This window comes from Azospirillum sp. UFLA03-27, assembly GCF_059803775.1.
Genome location: NZ_JAUQTX010000147.1, coordinates 1 through 17,244, shown reverse-complemented (window position 1 = coordinate 17,244; position 17,244 = coordinate 1). Strand labels below are relative to the sequence as shown.

Genomic DNA, 17,244 nt, shown 5'->3' with positions numbered 1-17,244 from the left:
GGGGAAATCTACGTGTCGACGATGAAGCACTGCCTGGGCGTGGTGAAGCGACTGATGGATGGCGTGCAGGACTTGGTAGGGATGGACGACGGCACGATCACCGTCCGGATCGAAGACGTCCCGTTGGACGATCTGATGACGCACGCCACAGCGACGTTCCATCTGGCCGCCGAAGCCAAGGGGCTCGACTGGCGCATGGAAGGGAGCGGCGGCGGGGTGACGGTGCGCACGGACCGGCTGTTTGCGTCGCGCATTCTCCACAACCTCGTCGACAACGCCATCAAGTACACCGACCGCGGGGAAATCCGGATTGTGTGCCGCACTGCCGACGGCAGGGTGTGGGTCGACGTCTGCGATACCGGGCGAGGAATCCCGGAGAGTTCCCTGGCCGACATTTTCGAAGAGTTCTACCGCATCGAAGCCGGGGATGACGTCGTCGGCCTTGGCCTTGGCCTGTTCATCGTGAAGACGCTGGCGGATCACCTCGGCTATCCGATCATGGTGGAGTCCCGCCCAGGGGCGGGAACAACGATCAGCGTCGCCCTGCCACTGGCTGGTTCTGTCGCATCGTCCACAGGCGGGTGATCCAGAGCCCTTGTCCGGGGGCAAGGGGGCACCGCGGCCGGCGTCAGCGGCCGGCCACGAGCCCGTTCGAGGGGGTATCGCGGAACTGTTGCTGAATGGCCGCAATGGCGTTCATGTCCGTGAGCAGCGCCGCGACGCAGTCCGGATCGAACTTCCGGCCCGCCTGCTCCCGGAGGAAAGCCGCCGCGGCATCATTCGTCCACGCTCCCTTGTAGGGACGCTCCGACGTCAGCGCGTCGAACACGTCGGCGACCGCGACAATGCGGGCTTCCAGTGGAATGGCCACGCCGGAAAGGCCGTTGGGATAGCCGGAGCCGTCAAAGGCCTCATGGTGACAGGCCACCACATTGCGCAAAATGGCGGCGTGCGGCAGGGCGCCAAGGCCGTGGTCGTGAATCATAGCGTTAATGATGTCCAAGCCCTTGGTCACGTGCGTTTTCATGACCTCGAACTCGTCCGTCGACAGTTTGCCGGGCTTGAGCAGGATGCTGTCCGGCACCGCCACCTTGCCGACATCGTGCAGGGGGGCGTACTGGAGAATATATTCGATGAACTCGTCCGAAAGCCCGTGCTTCGATGCGATTCCCGCTGCGACAAGCTGGGCGTAGCGGCTCATGCGGTTGAGATGAGCACCGGTCTCCTCGTCACGGTAATGACTGACCTCGAGGGCCGTGTGCACGGCCGCCAGCATGGCGCGCGTGCTGGTCATCTCCGACGCGACGAGCACGCCGATGACCCGCCGATACGGCAACAGTGCCGACACGATCGATTCGGTGAAGAAGCCCTCCTTCCTTGAGTTCAAGAAAAGGAAGCCATACAGATCGCCCTGCCAGTGAATACGGCTCACGTAGCGCGAGCGGAAGCCCTGCTTGAGCAACCGGCCTCCCGGGCTGGTGGAACCGGGGTCCGACGTGATCGCATTGTCAATCCACGGACGTCCCGTCTCGGCGACCGTCTGCAGAAGAGGATAATCGCACAGCCGGCCGGAAAGGGGATCGAGGGGCCGTGGGCCGACGTTGCTGTGGACGAACGTCCGGACCCGCTCGCCCCTGGCATCATAGGTCGCCACGGCGATCCGGTGCAGATGCTCCAGTCCAGGCCATTCGCGGATCTCCTCATGCAACGACTGGAGCCGTTCCTCAAGGCCTCCACTCTGCTCCATCCAAGGATCTTCGCCGAACCCGCAGGCGAGACTGCCTACTCTCACTTGCCGCATCTGGTTCAAAGAACATCTCCTGGATGGTGTAAGCTATAAGGCAACTATTCGCTATGCCAGCAATGGGTATATCGTGCTATCTTTTCACTGCATGTGTGTGAAGGGGCGCCCGAAGACGCGGAACTCCATGGGACGACCGTCACCTTCGAGGGCATTCGTTGGCGTTGATTTGCGTCAAATCCCTCAACAAATATGTGCATGGGTTTAGGGAACTGGACCAGAGGTTGAAGGCTGGGCTTGATCTCGCCTCGGGTTGGTGGACACGGGTTTGCGCAGATCGTAGCTCGGCCTGCCCTGGCCGGGTGTCACCTCATGGACTGTCGAGTTCACCGGCCAGATAGCCGGAAAGGCGCTGCCAGAAACCGAGCAGTTCGCCATCGGCGGGCTTTACGCCACCCGGGGTTACACATTGAACAATGGCAGTGTCGACACCGGCTTTGTGCTGCGGAGCGAGGCGCGGCTGCCGACCTTCCCCTCCTTGGGCCATCTTGAGAGCAGCGGATTCGGCCCGGTCGAGGATGTCGTTTCGCCCTTTCCCTTTCCCGACGTGGGGTACGGCCACAATTACAACTACGACGCTCTTCCTGGCATCGGCGAGCGGGCCGACACGACGCCGGTGGGGGTGGGGGCTGGCCTCGACTACACGCTCCTGCAGACCCTGCAGCTTGGGGTAAATGTCGGAGTTGCTCTCACCGATGGGCCGGAAGCCAGCCGTGGGACGCTCACCGCCCAGGCCAGGATGCTGGTTTCTTTCTGAAAAACCCGTTTCCTTCGTCAGGTGTCACGCCAAGCCTGAGCTGGCGACGCGGAGGCCCCGGCGAGCCGAGGCCGTGATTTAAGCAACGGCGAGCATGCCGCGCAGAGCGGCGACCCGCTGGACACGGATCGCCCGTCGGCGCGCAGGCGATTCAACACCGAGCCGGTCCGAACGTTCTTCGGTCGCGGTCGAGCGGCAGTGCGGACAGCGCATTCGTCACCTCCTCAAGAGAGGTGATCCTCTACGGCCGCCCCGCCGTCACGACCAAGCTGGCGCGAGGGTTGACGTTACCGACACGATCCCCTACGGCAATTTGGAAAAGCTGAGCAGCTTCGAGACGATCTTCCAGTTCCCCTCAAGCTTCACCAGCAACAATTAATCGGTGAAGAGCTTAGCCTCGATAGACAGATGAACCACCGCAAGGGCGATGTCCGGGCTCGACTTGTGAATGGACAGTATCCTGTCATGTCGTGTCTCCCCGCGAATTGCCGGGCTCTGGCGGTTGGCGACGGATTCGTAAACCTTTGGCATGGAATCCTGATCCAGCTTCCCGTCGATGACGCAGGTCAAGCGGCAGGATTCGCGGAAAGCCATTTTCAATTTTTCGACATCCGCTTCGTACCAGCCGTCGAAGTAAGGCTGGAGAGCGCGGGCGATCTCGTAAAAATCGGAATCCTTGGTGTATGTCCCTCGGGCTCTGCGATGGTGAAAGCGGTGCATTGTGCGGTCAGCTCGGCAAGACGGGATCGGCCGCCCAGGCTGCCGGCGCCGCTCCCTCCCGATGCGGCACGCCGTTGTGTTCGGCCGGGAGGCCGCGCTCTGTGGGCGCGAGCGGCGACCGGGACGGCGGCGCTCCCGGCAGGTCCCCAGACGCCGCCTCCCGACCAGACCATCAACGCCGTCGCAATCACGGGCGCTCCACCCCCGCCCAGGGCCGACGCCATCTGGTAGGCGAAGGAGGAGCCGCTGTAGCGGATGCGCGTTTCGAACAGCTCGGGAATGAGAGCGGCCAGCGGAGCGAACATCAGCCCATGACCGAGATTCATCGCCACCACGATGGTGGCGATGACCACCCAGCTCTGCCCCGACTGCAGCAGTTCGAACAACGGGAACGCCATGACGGCGCTGACAGCGGCCCCGAGCAGGTAGATCGGCCGTCGGCCGACGCGGTCAGAGAGATGCCCAAACAGCGGGATCGTGACCAGTTCCATCATGGCGGCGATGCAGACGCCGAGAAGGTAGGTCTCGACCGGGACGCTGCCTTTGTCCTTGATGAAACTGATGCCGAAGACCGTGATGATGAAGACCCACGTCACCTCGGATATCTTCAGCCCCAAGACCGTCAGGCAAAGCCGCCAGTGATCCCGCAGAACCTCGGCGAAGGGCAACCGGGACAAACGGCTGCCGGCCCGGACCGCCTCGAACGCGGGTGATTCCGCGAGTTGGAAACGGACGAAGGCGCCGACGGCGACCAGCACGATGCTGAACAGGAAAGGAAGCCGCCATCCCCAACTGAGGAGAGCGTCCTGGGGCAGGCTCTTGAGCAGCAGAAAGGCGGCGGTCGAGGCGGCGACCCCGATGGGAAAACCCGTCTGCACGAGGCTGCCGTAGAAGCCGCGTCTGTCCCTGACGTGTTCCACGACCAGCAGCGTCGCCCCGGCCCATTCACCGCCGACGCCGATACCTTGCACGAGCCGAAGCAGAATCAGCGGCAGGGGCGCCCAGATCCCGATCTGGTCGTAGGTCGGCAGAAGGCCGATCAGAAAGGTCCCCGTTCCCATCATCAGCATCGTGGCGGCCAGCATGTTCTTGCGCCCCAGCCGGTCGCCGAAATGCCCGAACAGCACGCCACCCAGAGGGCGGGCCAGGAAACCGACTGCGAAGGAGCCGAACGAGAACAGCGTCCCGACCAGTTCATCGAAAACCGGAAAGAAAAGTTTGTTGAAGATGAGCGCCGAAGCGACCCCGTAAATGAGGAAATCGTAGAACTCGATCGCGGTGCCGATCGTGCTCGCCCAGATGATCTTCTGTTGGCTCGACCCGTTGCCCAAGGAAGCCTCGCGTGCGTTTGCCGTTGAATAGGCGCCGGGTGGAGGGGCCATACGACCGGCGGATGAACACGTCCGGTGCCCGCCGACCGTATCAGAGATGCCCAACCGCACGGCTGACCGACGGCAACGCCGCGATGCGGTCGGCCCAGCCCAGCAGCCGGCCCAATCCGCCGGCCCCCTCGAGCAGCCCCCGGCGCATCCGCACAACCGGAAAGAGCGCCAGATCGGCGAGCGACAACTCGTCGGCCAAGAAGTCCCGGCCGGTGAGCCGCGTCTCGCATCCCCGCATGATGTTGAGCAGGCGCCCTTCCAGGAAGGCGGTGGTCGCAGGGGTGGCGTCCGGAACATCGCGTCCGACGTAGAGGAGGGCGGCGCTGGCCGGGTTGGCGTCGCTGACCGCCAGCATGAACCATTGCAGCGCCGCCAGCCGGCGGCGCGGATCCGGCGGGATCAAGCGCCCGGTCCGTTCCGCGACGTGCAGCATGATCGCTCCCGACTGAGACAGGACGATCGGCTCTCCGTCCGGTGGTCGATCATTACCGGCACCGCGCCCACCGGATTCAGGGCCAGGAATTCGGGGGTCCTGTGCTCGTTGCGCAGAAGGTCGAGCTTGTGCTTGCGGAAGGCCGATCCGCCTTCCTCAAGAGCGATCAAGGCTCGCAGGCTGTTGCCGGAATTGGCGGAATAGAGGTCGATCATGCGTCCTGCCCCACAAGTCCCAGGAAGGCGGCAGCCGGCGCCGGGGTCCCGGTACCGTCTCCGGGAGTGCCGCCGCGTTCGTCCATGATGCGGTCGAGACAGGCGTCGGCTTCCGCGAAGGCCTTGGACCGGCTCTTGGGCGATGGCAGGTAATGGTTGAAATAACGGGCGCCTTCGGTCAGCGGCCCCCGCACCCACAGGCGCGGCTGCGGCCGGCCGGCCCTGTCCAGGGGGTGGCTGTCGGGGTCGGGGTCGATGTCGATGCCGCTGGCAAGCCTGAGCTCACGACGCGGAAGACCCGGCGAGCCGGGGCCGTCAGTCACGCGATGGCGAGCATGTCCCGCGGGGCGGTCATCATCGACTTGATCAGGGGTGATCGACGCGATGATGGCGCTTCGCACGATGCTTGAGAAGAACACCCGTCGAGCGCCGTGCCGCCCTGGTCGAGGTGGTGCTCTCCAACGGCCGCGTGCTGCACATCGCCGAGGGCATCGCCCCCGCCACGTTGCGTCGGCTGGTCGGCGGGCACCGTCAACTTGTCGCAGATGGCGGTTCGGGAGGACGCGGATTGGCCACGGACGTCCTGGCTCGGGCGGTCACACGGCCAGCCGCGCGCTGGCGACCTCAGCCCAGATGGCAAAATAGCCTGGGTACGTGCACCACACTTGGTTGGGCTACTCAATGGTCGGGTCGCACCGCATGTTCAGAGTTCAATCATTCACGCATTGAACATCATTAATCAGGCAGCATTACAGTTCGTATTAAGAATTTTAGCCGCAATCCCCGCCATAAATTGAGTGTAGTGCCATAACTCCTAATGAAGGGACGGATTAGTCAGTATGGAAGTCTTTCATCGACAATGCCCTTTGCATAACATGGGTATGTCTGGTCGCGTTCCGCGCATGATTATTACGTTAACATTCCCATACGACCGCTTGCAATGACCGAGGCTCCTGGCGGCGTACCGGAGCTTCTCGAGACGTCCATCGCCTTGGGCGTGTTCGGCCTCGCCTCGGTTCCCATGGTTCCGGACGCGTTCGAAACGGTTGCCCTAATTCGCGGTGGTTAAGCGAACCCTCTGAAATCGAAAGTCATATCTTCATGAGACTGTGGGTACGCAAAATCGCAAGGAGAATGATCACGCTGCTCGCCGTGAGCGCTGTCGTTCTTCTTATTGTGCGCGCCTATGACTCGCAACGTGGCCTGCCACTGGAGATTTGGCACACCTTCATACCGCAGGAACTGCACAGGAAGGATCTGGAGAGCAGCGGCTGGACCGAATACATGAAGACAGAGGCCGCCATCTTCGACAGTGTTCGGGCGGAAGTCACCCAGAAACTGCCCCCGGGAGAGCGTGTCCCGGTCAACCGGTATTTCGATGGAAGCCCGATCTACCCTGGGCAGTTCTCGCGGGACTGGAACCGTTCCTATGTGCTCGAACCCGACGGTCCGGTCAAAGGGGCGGTGCTGTTCCTTCACGGTCTGACCGATTCCCCTTACAGCCTTCGTCACATCGCCCGTCTTTATCAAGCGTACGGCTTCGTCGCCATCGCCATCCGGTTGCCCGGACACGGCACGGTTCCCGCGGGCCTGGCGGATATCGAGTGGGAGGATTGGTTGGCGGCCACCCGGCTGGCGGCGCGGGAAGCGCAGCGGCGCATCGCTCCGGACCAACCGTTTCACGTGGTCGGCTTCTCGAACGGTGGCGCGCTTGCGATGATGTACGCGCTCGACGCCCTCGACGACGCCCGGCTGAAGCGCCCCGACCGCATCGTTCTGATCTCGCCGATGGTCGGGATCACCGCATTCGCGCGCTTCGCCGGGCTGGCCGGCTTGCCCGCGATCTTCCCCCCATTCGCGAAAGCTGCCTGGCTCGGCGTGGTGCCGGAATTCAACCCCTTCAAGTACAACTCGTTTCCGGTCAATGGCGCGCGGCAGTCGCATCTGCTGACATCGGCTCTTCAGAGCCGGGTCGCGAACCTTGCGGGCCATGGCCGGCTGGACGGCCTTCCCCCGATCCTCACCTTCCAGTCCGTGATGGATTTCACCGTCAGCACGCGCGCCATCCTGTCCGGGTTGTACGCCCACCTGCCGGCCAACGGCAGCGAACTCGTGCTGTTCGACGTGAACCGCAACACCAAGTTCGGTCCGCTCCTGAGTTCAGCGTCCGACACCATGCTGGCGCGTATCTTGCCCGATCCACCCCGCCGGTTCAGAACCACGATCATCACCAACGCCGATGCGGAGCGCCCCGATGTGGTCGCGCGCACGATGGAGGCCGGCACCGAGACGGAACAGGTGCAGGAATTGGGGCTGGTCTATCCCTTCGACGTCTATTCGCTATCGCACGTCGCCCTTCCTTTTCCGACGACCGATTCCCTTTACGGCTTGCACCCCGATCCCACCGAGGATTTCGGCATCCATCTGGGCGCGGTGGCCGCACGGGGAGAGCGTGGAGCGCTGATCGTCAGCATGGATGCCCTGCTCCGCATGTCGTCCAACCCCTTCTTCCCCTACCTGCTGGGGCGGATCGAGGAAACCCTGGCCCATGAAGCGTCCGGGGAAACGTCCGGACACCCCTTGCCCAACGACCGGTCCCCCTGAACACCCTGGAAGGCGGTGAAGACATGGCCACCAAGAAGGTCGCGATCGCTTGCCAGGGGGGAGGAACGCACGCCGCGTTCACCTGGGGCGTCCTGAAAACCATCCTGACGACGAAGCAGCGCTGGGACGAGACCCCGCGGGACGGCGACACCTTCGACATCGTCGCGATCAGCGGCACGTCGGCGGGCGCGCTGTGTGCGTTGGCGGCTTGGTACGGCCTCGCCCCGAACACCGCAGACACGGCGTGCGGCACCATCCCCAAGGCCGTCGAGCGCCTGGACTTCCTGTGGACGACCTTCGCCGCGACCACCCCGGTAGAGACCGCCCACAACCATCTGGTCGCCACCCTTCTGGGGTGGAAATCGCAGGGGCTGCCGCTGCCGGCGTCCAACCCCTATTCCGCCATCGGTCAACTTGGACTGGCCGGCCTCAACATGATGGGAGCCCGCTGGCAGTATCTTGGATTCCCGGAGCTGCTGAACGACCTGTGTCCGCATTTCGACGCGATCGATTGGCCACGGGTGGCCGAAGCCGACATCCGGATTCTCGCCGGCGCCATCGAGGTGCTCAGCGGCAACTTCGAGGTGTTCGATTCCAACAAGACCCTCGAACAGATGGGCCTGCGGCCGGACGGCCGGGAGATCAACCAGTACGACATCACCCGCTGGCGCATGCGCCGGGCGATCTCGCTCGACGGCGTGGCGGCGTCGGGAACGCTTCCGGAGGTCATGCCCGCGCAGGTCATCCCCGGCATGGTGTTTCCGACCTGCGTGCCGGGCCGGACCGTTACCCGCAACGGCTATTATTGGGATGGCCTGTATTCGCGCAATCCGCCGGTGCGCGACCTTCTCGACGCCCGGGTGAAGGACGAGAAGCCGGACGAGGTCTGGATCGTGCGCATCAACCCCCAGGAGTTCCATCCCGCCTCCCCGAACATCGGCCTCGAGGACATCCGGGACCGGGAGAACGATCTGGCCGGCAACCTGTCGCTCAACCAGGAACTGGACGCCATCATGACGATCAACCAGTGGATCGAGCGGTATGGGAACGAGCGTCCGCCGCTGGACACCCACAAGATCGTCGCGGTCCGGACCATCAAGATGACCCGCGACACCGCCTGGGGCCTCAAGCACACCTCGAAGTTCAACCGCTGCCCGGACTACTTCGCGGCGCTTCGCGAGGAAGGGCGGGCGGTCACGGAGCGGTGGCTGGCGGACTGGCGGAGGCTCGGCAAGGAGTTTCCGCGCTATCCCTATGACGCGCGCTACCCCGAGCCGTCCCAGCCGCCTTCGCACGGAGCCCCCTAAGCAGGCCCCCCACGGAGCCACCGACATGATCGATCTCGCCTTCGTCCTCGTCGCGCTCGCGCTGCTCATCTTCCTGGCCTATCGCGGCATGACCCTGCTGATCGCGGCTCCCGCGGCCGCTCTGCTCGCCGCCCTGCTGACCGGCGGCCTGCCGATCCTCGGCGCCTACACCCAGATCTTCATGACCAACGCCGGCTCCTTCATCATCGCCTTCTTTCCCCTGTTCATGCTTGGGGCGATCTTCGGCAAGCTGATGGACGACACCGGGTCGGCGCGATCCCTCGCCCGGCTGGTCAGCGGCCGGCTGGGGCCGGACCGCGCGGTCGTGTCGGTGGTGCTGTGTTGCGCCGTCCTGACCTACGGCGGCGTTTCGGCCTTCGTCGTCGCCTTCGCGATCTACCCGGTGGCCGCCGCCCTGTTCCGCGCCGCCGACATTCCGAAGCGGCTGATACCGGGTGCCCTGGCGCTGGGCGCCTTCACCTTCACCATGTCCGCCCTGCCGGGAACGCCGGCGATCCAGAACGCGATCCCGATGCCCTTCCTGGGCACCACGGCCTTCGCTGCGCCGGGTCTCGGGATCGTCACAGGGATCGTGATGTTCGTTTTGGGTGTCCTGTGGCTGGACCGCCGGGCCGCCACCGCGAGAGCCTCCGGCGAGGGGTACGGTGACCATGTCGACAGCACTCCGGTGCTGGACCGCGCGGCGCGCGAACGCGCACAGTGCGAAGGGTTCGACATCGCCGAACTCTCCGCCGAAACCACCCCGCAGGGACGCGCCGACACGGAGGGCTTGCCCCCCGCCGCGCTGGCCGTGCTGCCGATCGTCGTGGTCATCGCCAGCAACTTTCTGTTCGTCCAGGTCGTCGCCCCACGGATGGACACCACCTTCCTCGCCGAGCCGCGGTTCGGGGCAACGACCATCGAGGCCGTGCGCGGCGTGTGGGCGGTCATCGTGGCGCTGTTCCTCGCCATCCTTCTTCTCATCGCCGGCAACTGGAACCGCCTGGACGATCTGGGCACGAGCCTGGACAGGGGCGCCGACGCTTCGGTCCTGCCGATCTTCAGCACGGCGAGCCTCGTCGGTTTCGGCGCGGTGATCGCCGCCCTTCCGGTCTTCGGGACGATCAGCCAGGCCGTTCTGGCCATCGGCGGCGGCAATCCCCTGGTGTCGGTCGCGGCGTCCGTGGCGGTTCTCTCCGCGATGACCGGCTCGGCGTCCGGCGGCATGAGCATTGCGCTCGACGCGCTTGGCCCGACCTTCGTGGACATGGCGCAGGCGTCCGGCTTTTCGCTCGACGTGATGCACCGGGTGACGGCGGTCGCCTCGGGTGCACTCGACGCGCTGCCACACAACGGCGCCGTCATCACGCTGCTCACCGTCTGCCGGCTCAACCATCGCGACTCCTATGGCGACGTCTTCGTCGTCGCAGCCGCCATACCGATGCTCGCTCTGGTCGTCCTGATCGCCCTGGCCAGCCTGCTCAAACGCCTCGGATTCTAGGACACGCATCACATCGGGATTGCCGGACGCCGCAAGAATGGGGGAATCCGTGAACCACAATCGAGCCGAACGCACACGCTGCCGATGGGCTCTGCTCGCCGTCGCACCGTTGATCCTGCTCGCGGCATGCGGTTCCGGCGAGGAATCCGTCGTGGACCCGGTGCGCCCCGTGCGGGTGGTGACGGTCACCAAGCACGAGGGCGGCGAGACCCTGTCGTTGTCCGGCCAGATCCAGGCGCAGGACGAGGTCAGCCTCGCGTTCCGCATCGACGGGCGGATGATCGAGCGTCTGGTGAATGTCGGCGATCAGGTCGAAGCGGGGCAAGCCATCGCGCGCCTGGACCCCGAACCGGCACGCAACGCCCTGAGAATGGCGCAGGCGAACCTGAGCGCCGCCATGGGGCAGCAGACGCTGGCACGCAACGACTACGAACGGCAGGAAACCCTCCTGGGCCAGGGTTGGACCACCCGCGCCCGCTACGACACCGCGGCGCAGGCGCTGAAGGCCGCGGCGGCGCAGGTCGATTCGGCGCAGGCGCAGTTCGACACCGCGCAGGATCACCTGAGCTACACGGAGCTGGTGGCCGACGGTCCCGGCACGGTCACCGCCCGCGGCGCCGAACCCGGCGAGGTGGTGGCGGCCGGTCGCATGATCGTGCATCTGGCCCGCCGGGACGGGCGCGACGCCGTTTTCGACGTTCCGGCACCGGTGTTCCGGATCGCCCCCGCCAACACGGTCGTCACGGTGGCTCTGGCCTCCGACCCCGCGGTGCAGACCATGGGGCGCGTGCGCGAGGTGGCACCGCAGGCCGACCCGGTGACCCGCACCTTCACGGTCCGGGTCGGCCTTCAGGACCCTCCCGACACGATGCGCCTCGGCTCGACGGTCAACGGGTCGATCCAGGTCGGCGGCGTGGGCGGTTTCGAGATTCCCGCAACGGCCCTGACGCAGGCGAACCGGCAGCCGGCGGTCTGGATCGTCGATCAGGCGACAAGCACCGTCGCGTTGCGCAACATCGACCTCGAGCGCTACGACCTCGCCCGGGTCATCGTCGCGCGCGGCCTCGAAGCCGACGAGATCGTGGTTACCGCAGGCGTGCAGGCGTTGCGGCCGGGGCAGAAGGTCCGCATGCTCGGGGCCGGGCCATGAGCGGCTTCAATCTCTCCGCGTGGGCGATCCGGAACCGGTCCCTGGTCCTCTTCCTGATGATCGGGGTCGTCCTGGCTGGAACCCTCGCGTTCTTGAAGCTCGGCCGGGCGGAGGACCCGGCCTTCACCATCCGCACCATGGTGGTGCAGGCGCAGTGGCCGGGCGCCACCCTGGACGAAACGCTCCAGCAGGTGACCGAGCGGATCGAACGGACGCTGCAGGAGGTGCCGAACCTCGACACGTTGCGCAGCTACACGGTTCCCGGAACGACCGTGATCTTCGTCGATCTGGTCGGCAGCACCCAGGGCCGCGCGGTGAGCGACACCTGGTACGAGGTGCGCAAGAGGGTCGGCGACATGCGCCACACCCTTCCGCAGGGCGTCCTCGGCCCCGGCTTCAACGATGACTTCGGCGACACCTTCGGCATCATCTACGGCTTCACCGCCGACGGGTTCACGCACCGCGAACTGCGCGACGCCGTCGAAGACGTCCGTTCACGCCTGCTGCTGATCCCGGACGTCTCGAAGATCGAGCTTCTGGGCGAGCAGGACGAGCGCGTCTACGTGGATTTCTCGCTGGAGACGCTGGCCGGGCTGGGGGTCGAGCCCGGCGCCCTGATCGCCGCGCTGCAGGCGCAGAACGCGGTCCGTCCGGCCGGCGTGCTACGCACCGGCAAGGAAGCGCTGTCCCTGCAGGTCTCGGGCGCCTTCGCGTCGGAGCAGGACATCCTCGACGTCTATTTCGTGGCCGGCGGGCGCATGCTGCGCCTGCGCGATCTGGCCGAGGTGCGCCGCGATCTGGCCGATCCGCCCCAGCCGCTGTTCCGGGTGAACGGCGAGCCGGCGATCGGGCTCGCCATCGCGATGCGTCCGGGCGGCGACATCCTCGCCCTCGGCCGGAACGTCTCGGCGGCGATGGCGCGCATCGGCGCCGGCCTGCCGATGGGGATCGAGGCGCATCTGGTGGCCGATCAGGCGCGCACGGTCGACGAGGCGATCTCCGACTTCATCACGTCGCTGTGGCAGGCCGTCGTCATCGTGCTGATCGTCAGCTTCGTCGCGCTCGGCCTGCGCGCGGGCGCCATCGTCGCGATCACGATTCCCTTGACGCTGGCCATCGTCTTCGCCGCGATGGATCTGCTCGGCATCGACCTCCAGCGCATCTCGCTGGGCGCGCTGATCATCGCGCTCGCCTTGCTAGTGGACGACGCCATGACCACCATCGACGCGATGACCCGGCGGCTCGCCGCCGGCGACCGGATGGAGGTCGCCGCCGTGTATCCCTACAAGGCCCTGGCCGTCGCGATGCTGTCCGGCACGCTGGTGACCATCGCGGGTTTCGTGCCGATCGGATTTGCGCAGAGTTCCGCCGGCGAATACACCTTCTCCATCTTCGCCGTCGTGGGCATCGCGCTGATCGCGTCGTGGCTCGTCGCGACCGTCTTCGCGCCCGTCCTGGGCATGATGCTGCTGCGGCCGCCCAAGCCGGGGCGGGGCGGAGAGCCCGGCGTCGTGCTGCGGCTGTACCGCCGCGTTCTGGGCGCGGCGATCCGGTTCCGGGGAGTGACCATCGCGACGACGCTCGGCCTGTTCGTCGCCGCGATCCTGGCGCTCGGTCTCGTTCCGCGGCAGTTCTTTCCACCGTCGGACCGGGTCGAGCTTCTGGTCGATCTCCGCCTGCCGCAGAACGCCTCGATCCACGCCACGCGCGAGGCGGTGGAGCGGTTCGACGCGCTGCTGGCCAAGGAGACGGGGGTCGCGCGCTGGAGCAGCTATGCCGGACGCGGCGCGATCCGCTTCTACCTGCCGCTGAACGTCCAACTTGCCAACCCCTTCGTCGGCCAGACGGTGGTCGTGACCACGGACATCGCGGCACGCGAACGGCTGCAATCCCGCCTGGAATCCCTGCTGGCCGAAGAATTCCCGGACGCCGTCGCCCGCGTATACCCGCTGGAACTCGGGCCGCCCGTGGGGTGGCCGCTGCAGTACCGCGTCGTGGGGCCGGACCCGAGCGAGGTGCGCGAGATCGCGATGAAGCTCGCGCAGGTCGTCGCGACCTTTCCCGAGACGCGACGGATCAACTTCGACTGGATGGAAACCGCCCGCAAATTGCAGGTGCGGATCGACCAGGACGAAGCACGGCGCCTGGGCCTGAGTTCGGCCGCCGTCGCCACCATGCTGAACGCCGCCGTCTCGGGAAGCCCCGTCACGCCGATCCGCGACGGGATCTATCTGATCGACGTTCTGGCGCGGGATGCCCGCGGGCAGACCCTGTCGGTGGAAACGCTGCGCAGCCTGCCGGTGTCCCTGCCGAACGGGCGGAGCGTTCCGCTGAACCAGCTGGCGTCCTTCGGCTACGCCCAGGATCTTCCGCTCGTCTGGCGGCGCGGGCGCCAGCCGACGCTGACGCTGCAGGCGGACGTGGCGCCCGGCGTCCCACCGGAATCCGCCATCGACGCCTTGGCGCCCCGGATCGCAGACCTGTCGGCCACCCTGCCGCCGGAATACCGCATCGAGGTCGGCGGAATCGCGGAGGAAAGCGCCAAAAGCCGCGCGTCGGTCTTCGCCGTCATCCCATTGATGCTGCTGCTCGTACTGACCGTTCTGATGGTCCAGCTCCGGAGCTTCCAGCGTCTGGCGATTGTGCTGAGCGTGGTGCCGCTCGGTCTGATCGGCGTCGTCCTGGCGCTGCTGGCGTCCGGCCAGCCGCTCGGCTTCGTCGCCATATTGGGGATCCTCGCGCTCGTCGGCATGATCGCGAAGAACGCGGTGATCCTGATCGAGCAGATCGAGGCGGAGCGGGCCGCCGGACGAGCCGTCCCGGACGCCGTGGTCGAAGCCTGCGGTTCCCGGTTCCGCCCGATCATGCTGACCGCCGCCTCCACCGTGCTCGGCCTCATCCCCATTGCCTTCACCGTGTTCTGGGGTGCGATGGCCTTCGCGATCATGGGCGGCCTCCTCGTCGCGTCGCTGCTGACGCTCGTCTTCCTTCCGACGCTCTATGTGGCGTGGTTCAGCCGCCGCGAGACGGTGCGCAAGCCAGCTTCGGCTCGTCCATCGGCGGTGTGACCGCCCTGGGACATTCGGTCTTGAACGCGGGAGATGAGGATGCCGGTGGAGACGAAGAACGACGTCATCGACATCAGGCTCTGCCACCTGTCGCAATTGTTCGACAGCGTCGATCCGTCGCCGTTCCGCGAAGGCACTCTGACGTCGGGCGCCGAGGAGTATTTCCTGAGACGGGTGAAGGAACTGCCCGTCAATCAGCCGGTTCGCATCGTGATCCGTCTTCCGGCCGAGGAGATGACGCGGTGTCCGCCGTTCGATGTCGCCGCCGCGCTGACCGGCCATTTCGCGGCCTGTGCTGCCGGCGAGGCGAAAAGGAATCGCGAGTCGATCCGAACGTGGCGCCAAGCAGCCTTGATCGGCTTTGTCGTGCTGTCCATCTGCCTTTTTCTTGCTTGGCAGATCTCCAACAATTTTCCGGCTCGCCCGATGACCCGTATTTTACAAGAAAGTTTTGTTATCCTCGGCTGGGTATCGGTCTGGAAGCCCATCGAGACCTTTCTTTACGAGTTGCTGCCGCCGGGAAAGCGCCGTCGCCAGCACCTGTTGCTTCGTCTTTCGTCCGCCGAAGTCGTTGTAAGCTGGTCTCCGTTTCCCGGACAGAATTGCAGCTGAAGTAGGCCTGGTTCCGGTTCCTGTTATGCCGCGACACTGATCTGGTCCGATGTGCCCTGGTGGGTTTTGCCGAGGTTCTGGCGCTGGACGCCGGGGCGGGCGGTTGCCTTGATCGATCTGAGCCGCGCCGGATTTCTTGGAGGCCATTCGGCTTTAGTCACGCTGCCAAGGCGACGTCCCCGGTTTGAGCATAGCAGCGGGCTTCGGCCTCGGCGTGAGGAATGTTGCCGATGGGTTCGAGCAGGCGCTGGTGGTTGAACCAGTCCACCCATTCCAGGGTTGGCGAACTCGACGGCCTCCAGGGTGCGCCACGGCCGGCGGCGCCGGATCACCTCGGTCTTGCAGAGGCCGTTGATGGTTTCGGCCAAGGCGTTATCGTAGGAATGGCCGACGCTGCCGACGGAGGGTTCTGTGTTGCGCCGAGCTGTCCGACGTCTTCGCGCCGCGGAAGTCACCGCCCCCTCAGCGTTCCGTCGCGGGGTCGGCGGCGAATTCCGCTGTGAACAGCGCGACCAGATGCTCGATCACCGCACGGACCCGCGGTACGTCGCGCAGGTCCGGGTGCAGCACCAGCCACCCCTCGCGCTCCAGCGGTGGGGCGTCGCAGGGCACCGGCACCAGATCCGGCTCCCCCGCCGTCAGCCAGAAGGGCAGCAGCGCCACTCCGAACCCCGCCTTGGCCGCCGCGAGCTGGGTCTGCAGGCTGTTGGAGCGGAAGGCGATGCGGCGCCCGGCCATGTGGCGGGCCAGCCAGACCGCCTCCGGCAACTCGGCCAGCGCCTCGTCGTAGCCGATCACCGTGTCGGGCGCCCCGGCGGCGGCGAACAGGCCGTAGCCCATGGTGGCGAGCCGCCGCGCGATCAGGTCGCCACGCTGCGGCCGGGCAAGCCGGATGGCGATGTCGGCCTCCCGCCGCGCGAGGCTGAGCGAGCGGTTGTCCACCGTCACCTCCAGATCGATTCCCGGATGGCGGGCGCGGAACGGCCCCAGCCGCGGCATCAGGAAGCGGTCGGCCAGCGCCTGGGTGGTGGTCAGCCGGACAGTGCCGGTCAGCCCGGCCTCCCGCCCGCCCTGGCTCGACACCTGGCGCAGGATGGCCAGTGCCCGCTCGTCCATCCCGTCGGCCAGCGCGAAGACCGCCTCGCCGTCGGCGGTCAGGCTGTAACCGTCGGCCCGCCGATCCACGAGACTGCGGCCCAGCCCCTCCTCCAGCGCGGCGACCCGGCGCCCGACCGTCGCGTGGCTGATCCGCAGCGCGCGCGCCGCCGCCGACAGGCTGCCGGTGCGGGCCAGCTCCAGGAAGATGCGCAGATCGTCCCAATTCAGGGTGCCCATCTGCTTCGGGGTGCCTGTCTGTTTATGAACAGTCATTGCGCAAACCTATCGAATGTCGGGCCAAAAACACACAGGGCACACTGCATCCCGACCCATCCCTTTTCCGGAGCCGCAACCGTCATGAGCGCCACGCCGAAGACCCTGCTTGCCCTCGCCGGAGCCCCCGCCACGCCGAGCCCCCTCGACTCCGCGGCGCTGGTGCTGATCGACGCCCAGCGCGAATACACCGAGGGCGCCCTTCCCCTGGTCGGGGTGGAGGCCGCGGTGGCCGAGGCCGCGCGCCTGCTGGAGCGGGCGCGCAAGGCCGGCACCCCGGTTTTCCACATCGTCCACCACGGCAAGCCCGGCGGCGCCCTGTT

At 66.1% G+C, this 17,244-nt stretch carries 16 protein-coding genes and 1 pseudogene; 9 read left to right on the top strand and 8 right to left on the bottom strand.

Features of this window, described 5'->3' with window-relative positions; translation table 11 throughout:
- A partial coding sequence (locus Q4I23_RS20535; protein ID WP_498527430.1) for a sensor histidine kinase occupies positions 1-585 on the top strand: 585 nt, incomplete at its 5' end.
- 43 nt (positions 586-628) lie between these two features.
- On the opposite strand, the gene Q4I23_RS20530 is transcribed toward Q4I23_RS20535, so the two are convergent.
- A complete protein-coding gene (locus Q4I23_RS20530; RefSeq protein WP_498527429.1) occupies positions 629-1,747 on the bottom strand; it encodes an HD-GYP domain-containing protein in 1,119 nt (372 codons plus the stop codon).
- 343 nt (positions 1,748-2,090) lie between these two features.
- On the opposite strand from Q4I23_RS20530, the gene Q4I23_RS20525 reads away from it, so the two are divergent.
- On the top strand, positions 2,091-2,558 hold the full coding sequence (locus Q4I23_RS20525) for a ShlB/FhaC/HecB family hemolysin secretion/activation protein (protein WP_498527432.1): 468 nt from the start codon (positions 2,091-2,093) through the stop codon (positions 2,556-2,558).
- Between the two features lie 375 nt (positions 2,559-2,933).
- Here Q4I23_RS20525 and Q4I23_RS20520 read toward each other — a convergent pair whose 3' ends face one another.
- The 5 genes from Q4I23_RS20520 to Q4I23_RS20500 all read right to left on the bottom strand — a co-directional run bounded on the left by Q4I23_RS20520 (position 2,934) and on the right by Q4I23_RS20500 (position 5,727).
- Positions 2,934-3,215 (bottom strand): nuclear transport factor 2 family protein, encoded by a 282-nt coding sequence (locus Q4I23_RS20520; protein WP_498527431.1) that lies wholly within the window; start codon positions 3,213-3,215, stop codon positions 2,934-2,936.
- Positions 3,155-4,609, bottom strand: a complete 1,455-nt coding sequence (locus tag Q4I23_RS20515; RefSeq protein ID WP_498527428.1) for an MFS transporter — start codon at positions 4,607-4,609, stop codon at positions 3,155-3,157. Before Q4I23_RS20515 ends, Q4I23_RS20520 begins: the two co-directional genes overlap by 61 nt.
- Before the next feature lie 91 nt (positions 4,610-4,700).
- Positions 4,701-5,093 carry a glutathione S-transferase family protein gene (locus tag Q4I23_RS20510; RefSeq protein ID WP_498527427.1) on the bottom strand — a complete coding sequence of 131 codons (393 nt, stop codon included), beginning with the start codon at positions 5,091-5,093 and terminating at the stop codon, positions 4,701-4,703.
- Complete coding sequence (locus Q4I23_RS20505; RefSeq protein WP_454019573.1) at positions 5,060-5,308, bottom strand: thioredoxin domain-containing protein; 249 nt, start codon at positions 5,306-5,308, stop codon at positions 5,060-5,062. The genes Q4I23_RS20510 and Q4I23_RS20505 overlap by 34 nt, the downstream gene beginning before the upstream one ends.
- Complete coding sequence (locus Q4I23_RS20500; protein WP_498527426.1) at positions 5,305-5,727, bottom strand: hypothetical protein; 423 nt, start codon at positions 5,725-5,727, stop codon at positions 5,305-5,307. Before Q4I23_RS20500 ends, Q4I23_RS20505 begins: the two co-directional genes overlap by 4 nt.
- A gap of 715 nt (positions 5,728-6,442) precedes the next feature.
- On the opposite strand from Q4I23_RS20500, the gene Q4I23_RS20495 reads away from it, so the two are divergent.
- The 6 genes from Q4I23_RS20495 (at position 6,443) to Q4I23_RS20470 (ending at position 15,550) form a co-directional block, all read left to right on the top strand.
- Positions 6,443-7,912 carry an alpha/beta hydrolase gene (locus Q4I23_RS20495; RefSeq protein WP_498527425.1) on the top strand — a complete coding sequence of 490 codons (1,470 nt, stop codon included), beginning with the start codon at positions 6,443-6,445 and terminating at the stop codon, positions 7,910-7,912.
- A gap of 23 nt (positions 7,913-7,935) precedes the next feature.
- Positions 7,936-9,219: a patatin-like phospholipase family protein gene (locus Q4I23_RS20490; protein ID WP_498527424.1), complete on the top strand. Its 1,284-nt coding sequence runs from the start codon at positions 7,936-7,938 to the stop codon at positions 9,217-9,219.
- Between the two features lie 25 nt (positions 9,220-9,244).
- Positions 9,245-10,720, top strand: a complete 1,476-nt coding sequence (locus Q4I23_RS20485) for a GntP family permease (protein WP_498527423.1) — start codon at positions 9,245-9,247, stop codon at positions 10,718-10,720.
- A gap of 151 nt (positions 10,721-10,871) precedes the next feature.
- The gene (locus Q4I23_RS20480) at positions 10,872-11,870 is read left to right on the top strand and encodes an efflux RND transporter periplasmic adaptor subunit (protein WP_498527422.1); all 999 of its coding nucleotides are present in this window, start codon (positions 10,872-10,874) and stop codon (positions 11,868-11,870) included.
- Complete coding sequence (locus Q4I23_RS20475; protein ID WP_498527421.1) at positions 11,867-14,938, top strand: efflux RND transporter permease subunit; 3,072 nt, start codon at positions 11,867-11,869, stop codon at positions 14,936-14,938. Before Q4I23_RS20480 ends, Q4I23_RS20475 begins: the two co-directional genes overlap by 4 nt.
- A 39-nt stretch (positions 14,939-14,977) precedes the next feature.
- Positions 14,978-15,550, top strand: a complete 573-nt coding sequence (locus Q4I23_RS20470; RefSeq protein ID WP_454019580.1) for a hypothetical protein — start codon at positions 14,978-14,980, stop codon at positions 15,548-15,550.
- A gap of 157 nt (positions 15,551-15,707) precedes the next feature.
- Here the strand turns inward: Q4I23_RS20470 and Q4I23_RS20465 are convergent.
- Both Q4I23_RS20465 and Q4I23_RS20460 read right to left on the bottom strand, forming a co-directional pair.
- Positions 15,708-15,981, bottom strand: a pseudogene (locus Q4I23_RS20465) (integrase core domain-containing protein); the annotation flags it as partial.
- Positions 15,982-16,012: 31 nt separating this feature from the next.
- Entirely contained in the window at positions 16,013-16,885 is an 873-nt protein-coding gene (locus tag Q4I23_RS20460; protein ID WP_498527420.1) for a LysR family transcriptional regulator, read from the bottom strand.
- 120 nt (positions 16,886-17,005) lie between these two features.
- Between Q4I23_RS20460 and Q4I23_RS20455 the strand changes: the two genes are divergently transcribed.
- Positions 17,006-17,244, top strand: a 239-nt coding sequence (locus Q4I23_RS20455) for an isochorismatase family protein (protein WP_498527419.1), incomplete at its 3' end; no start/stop codon positions are given.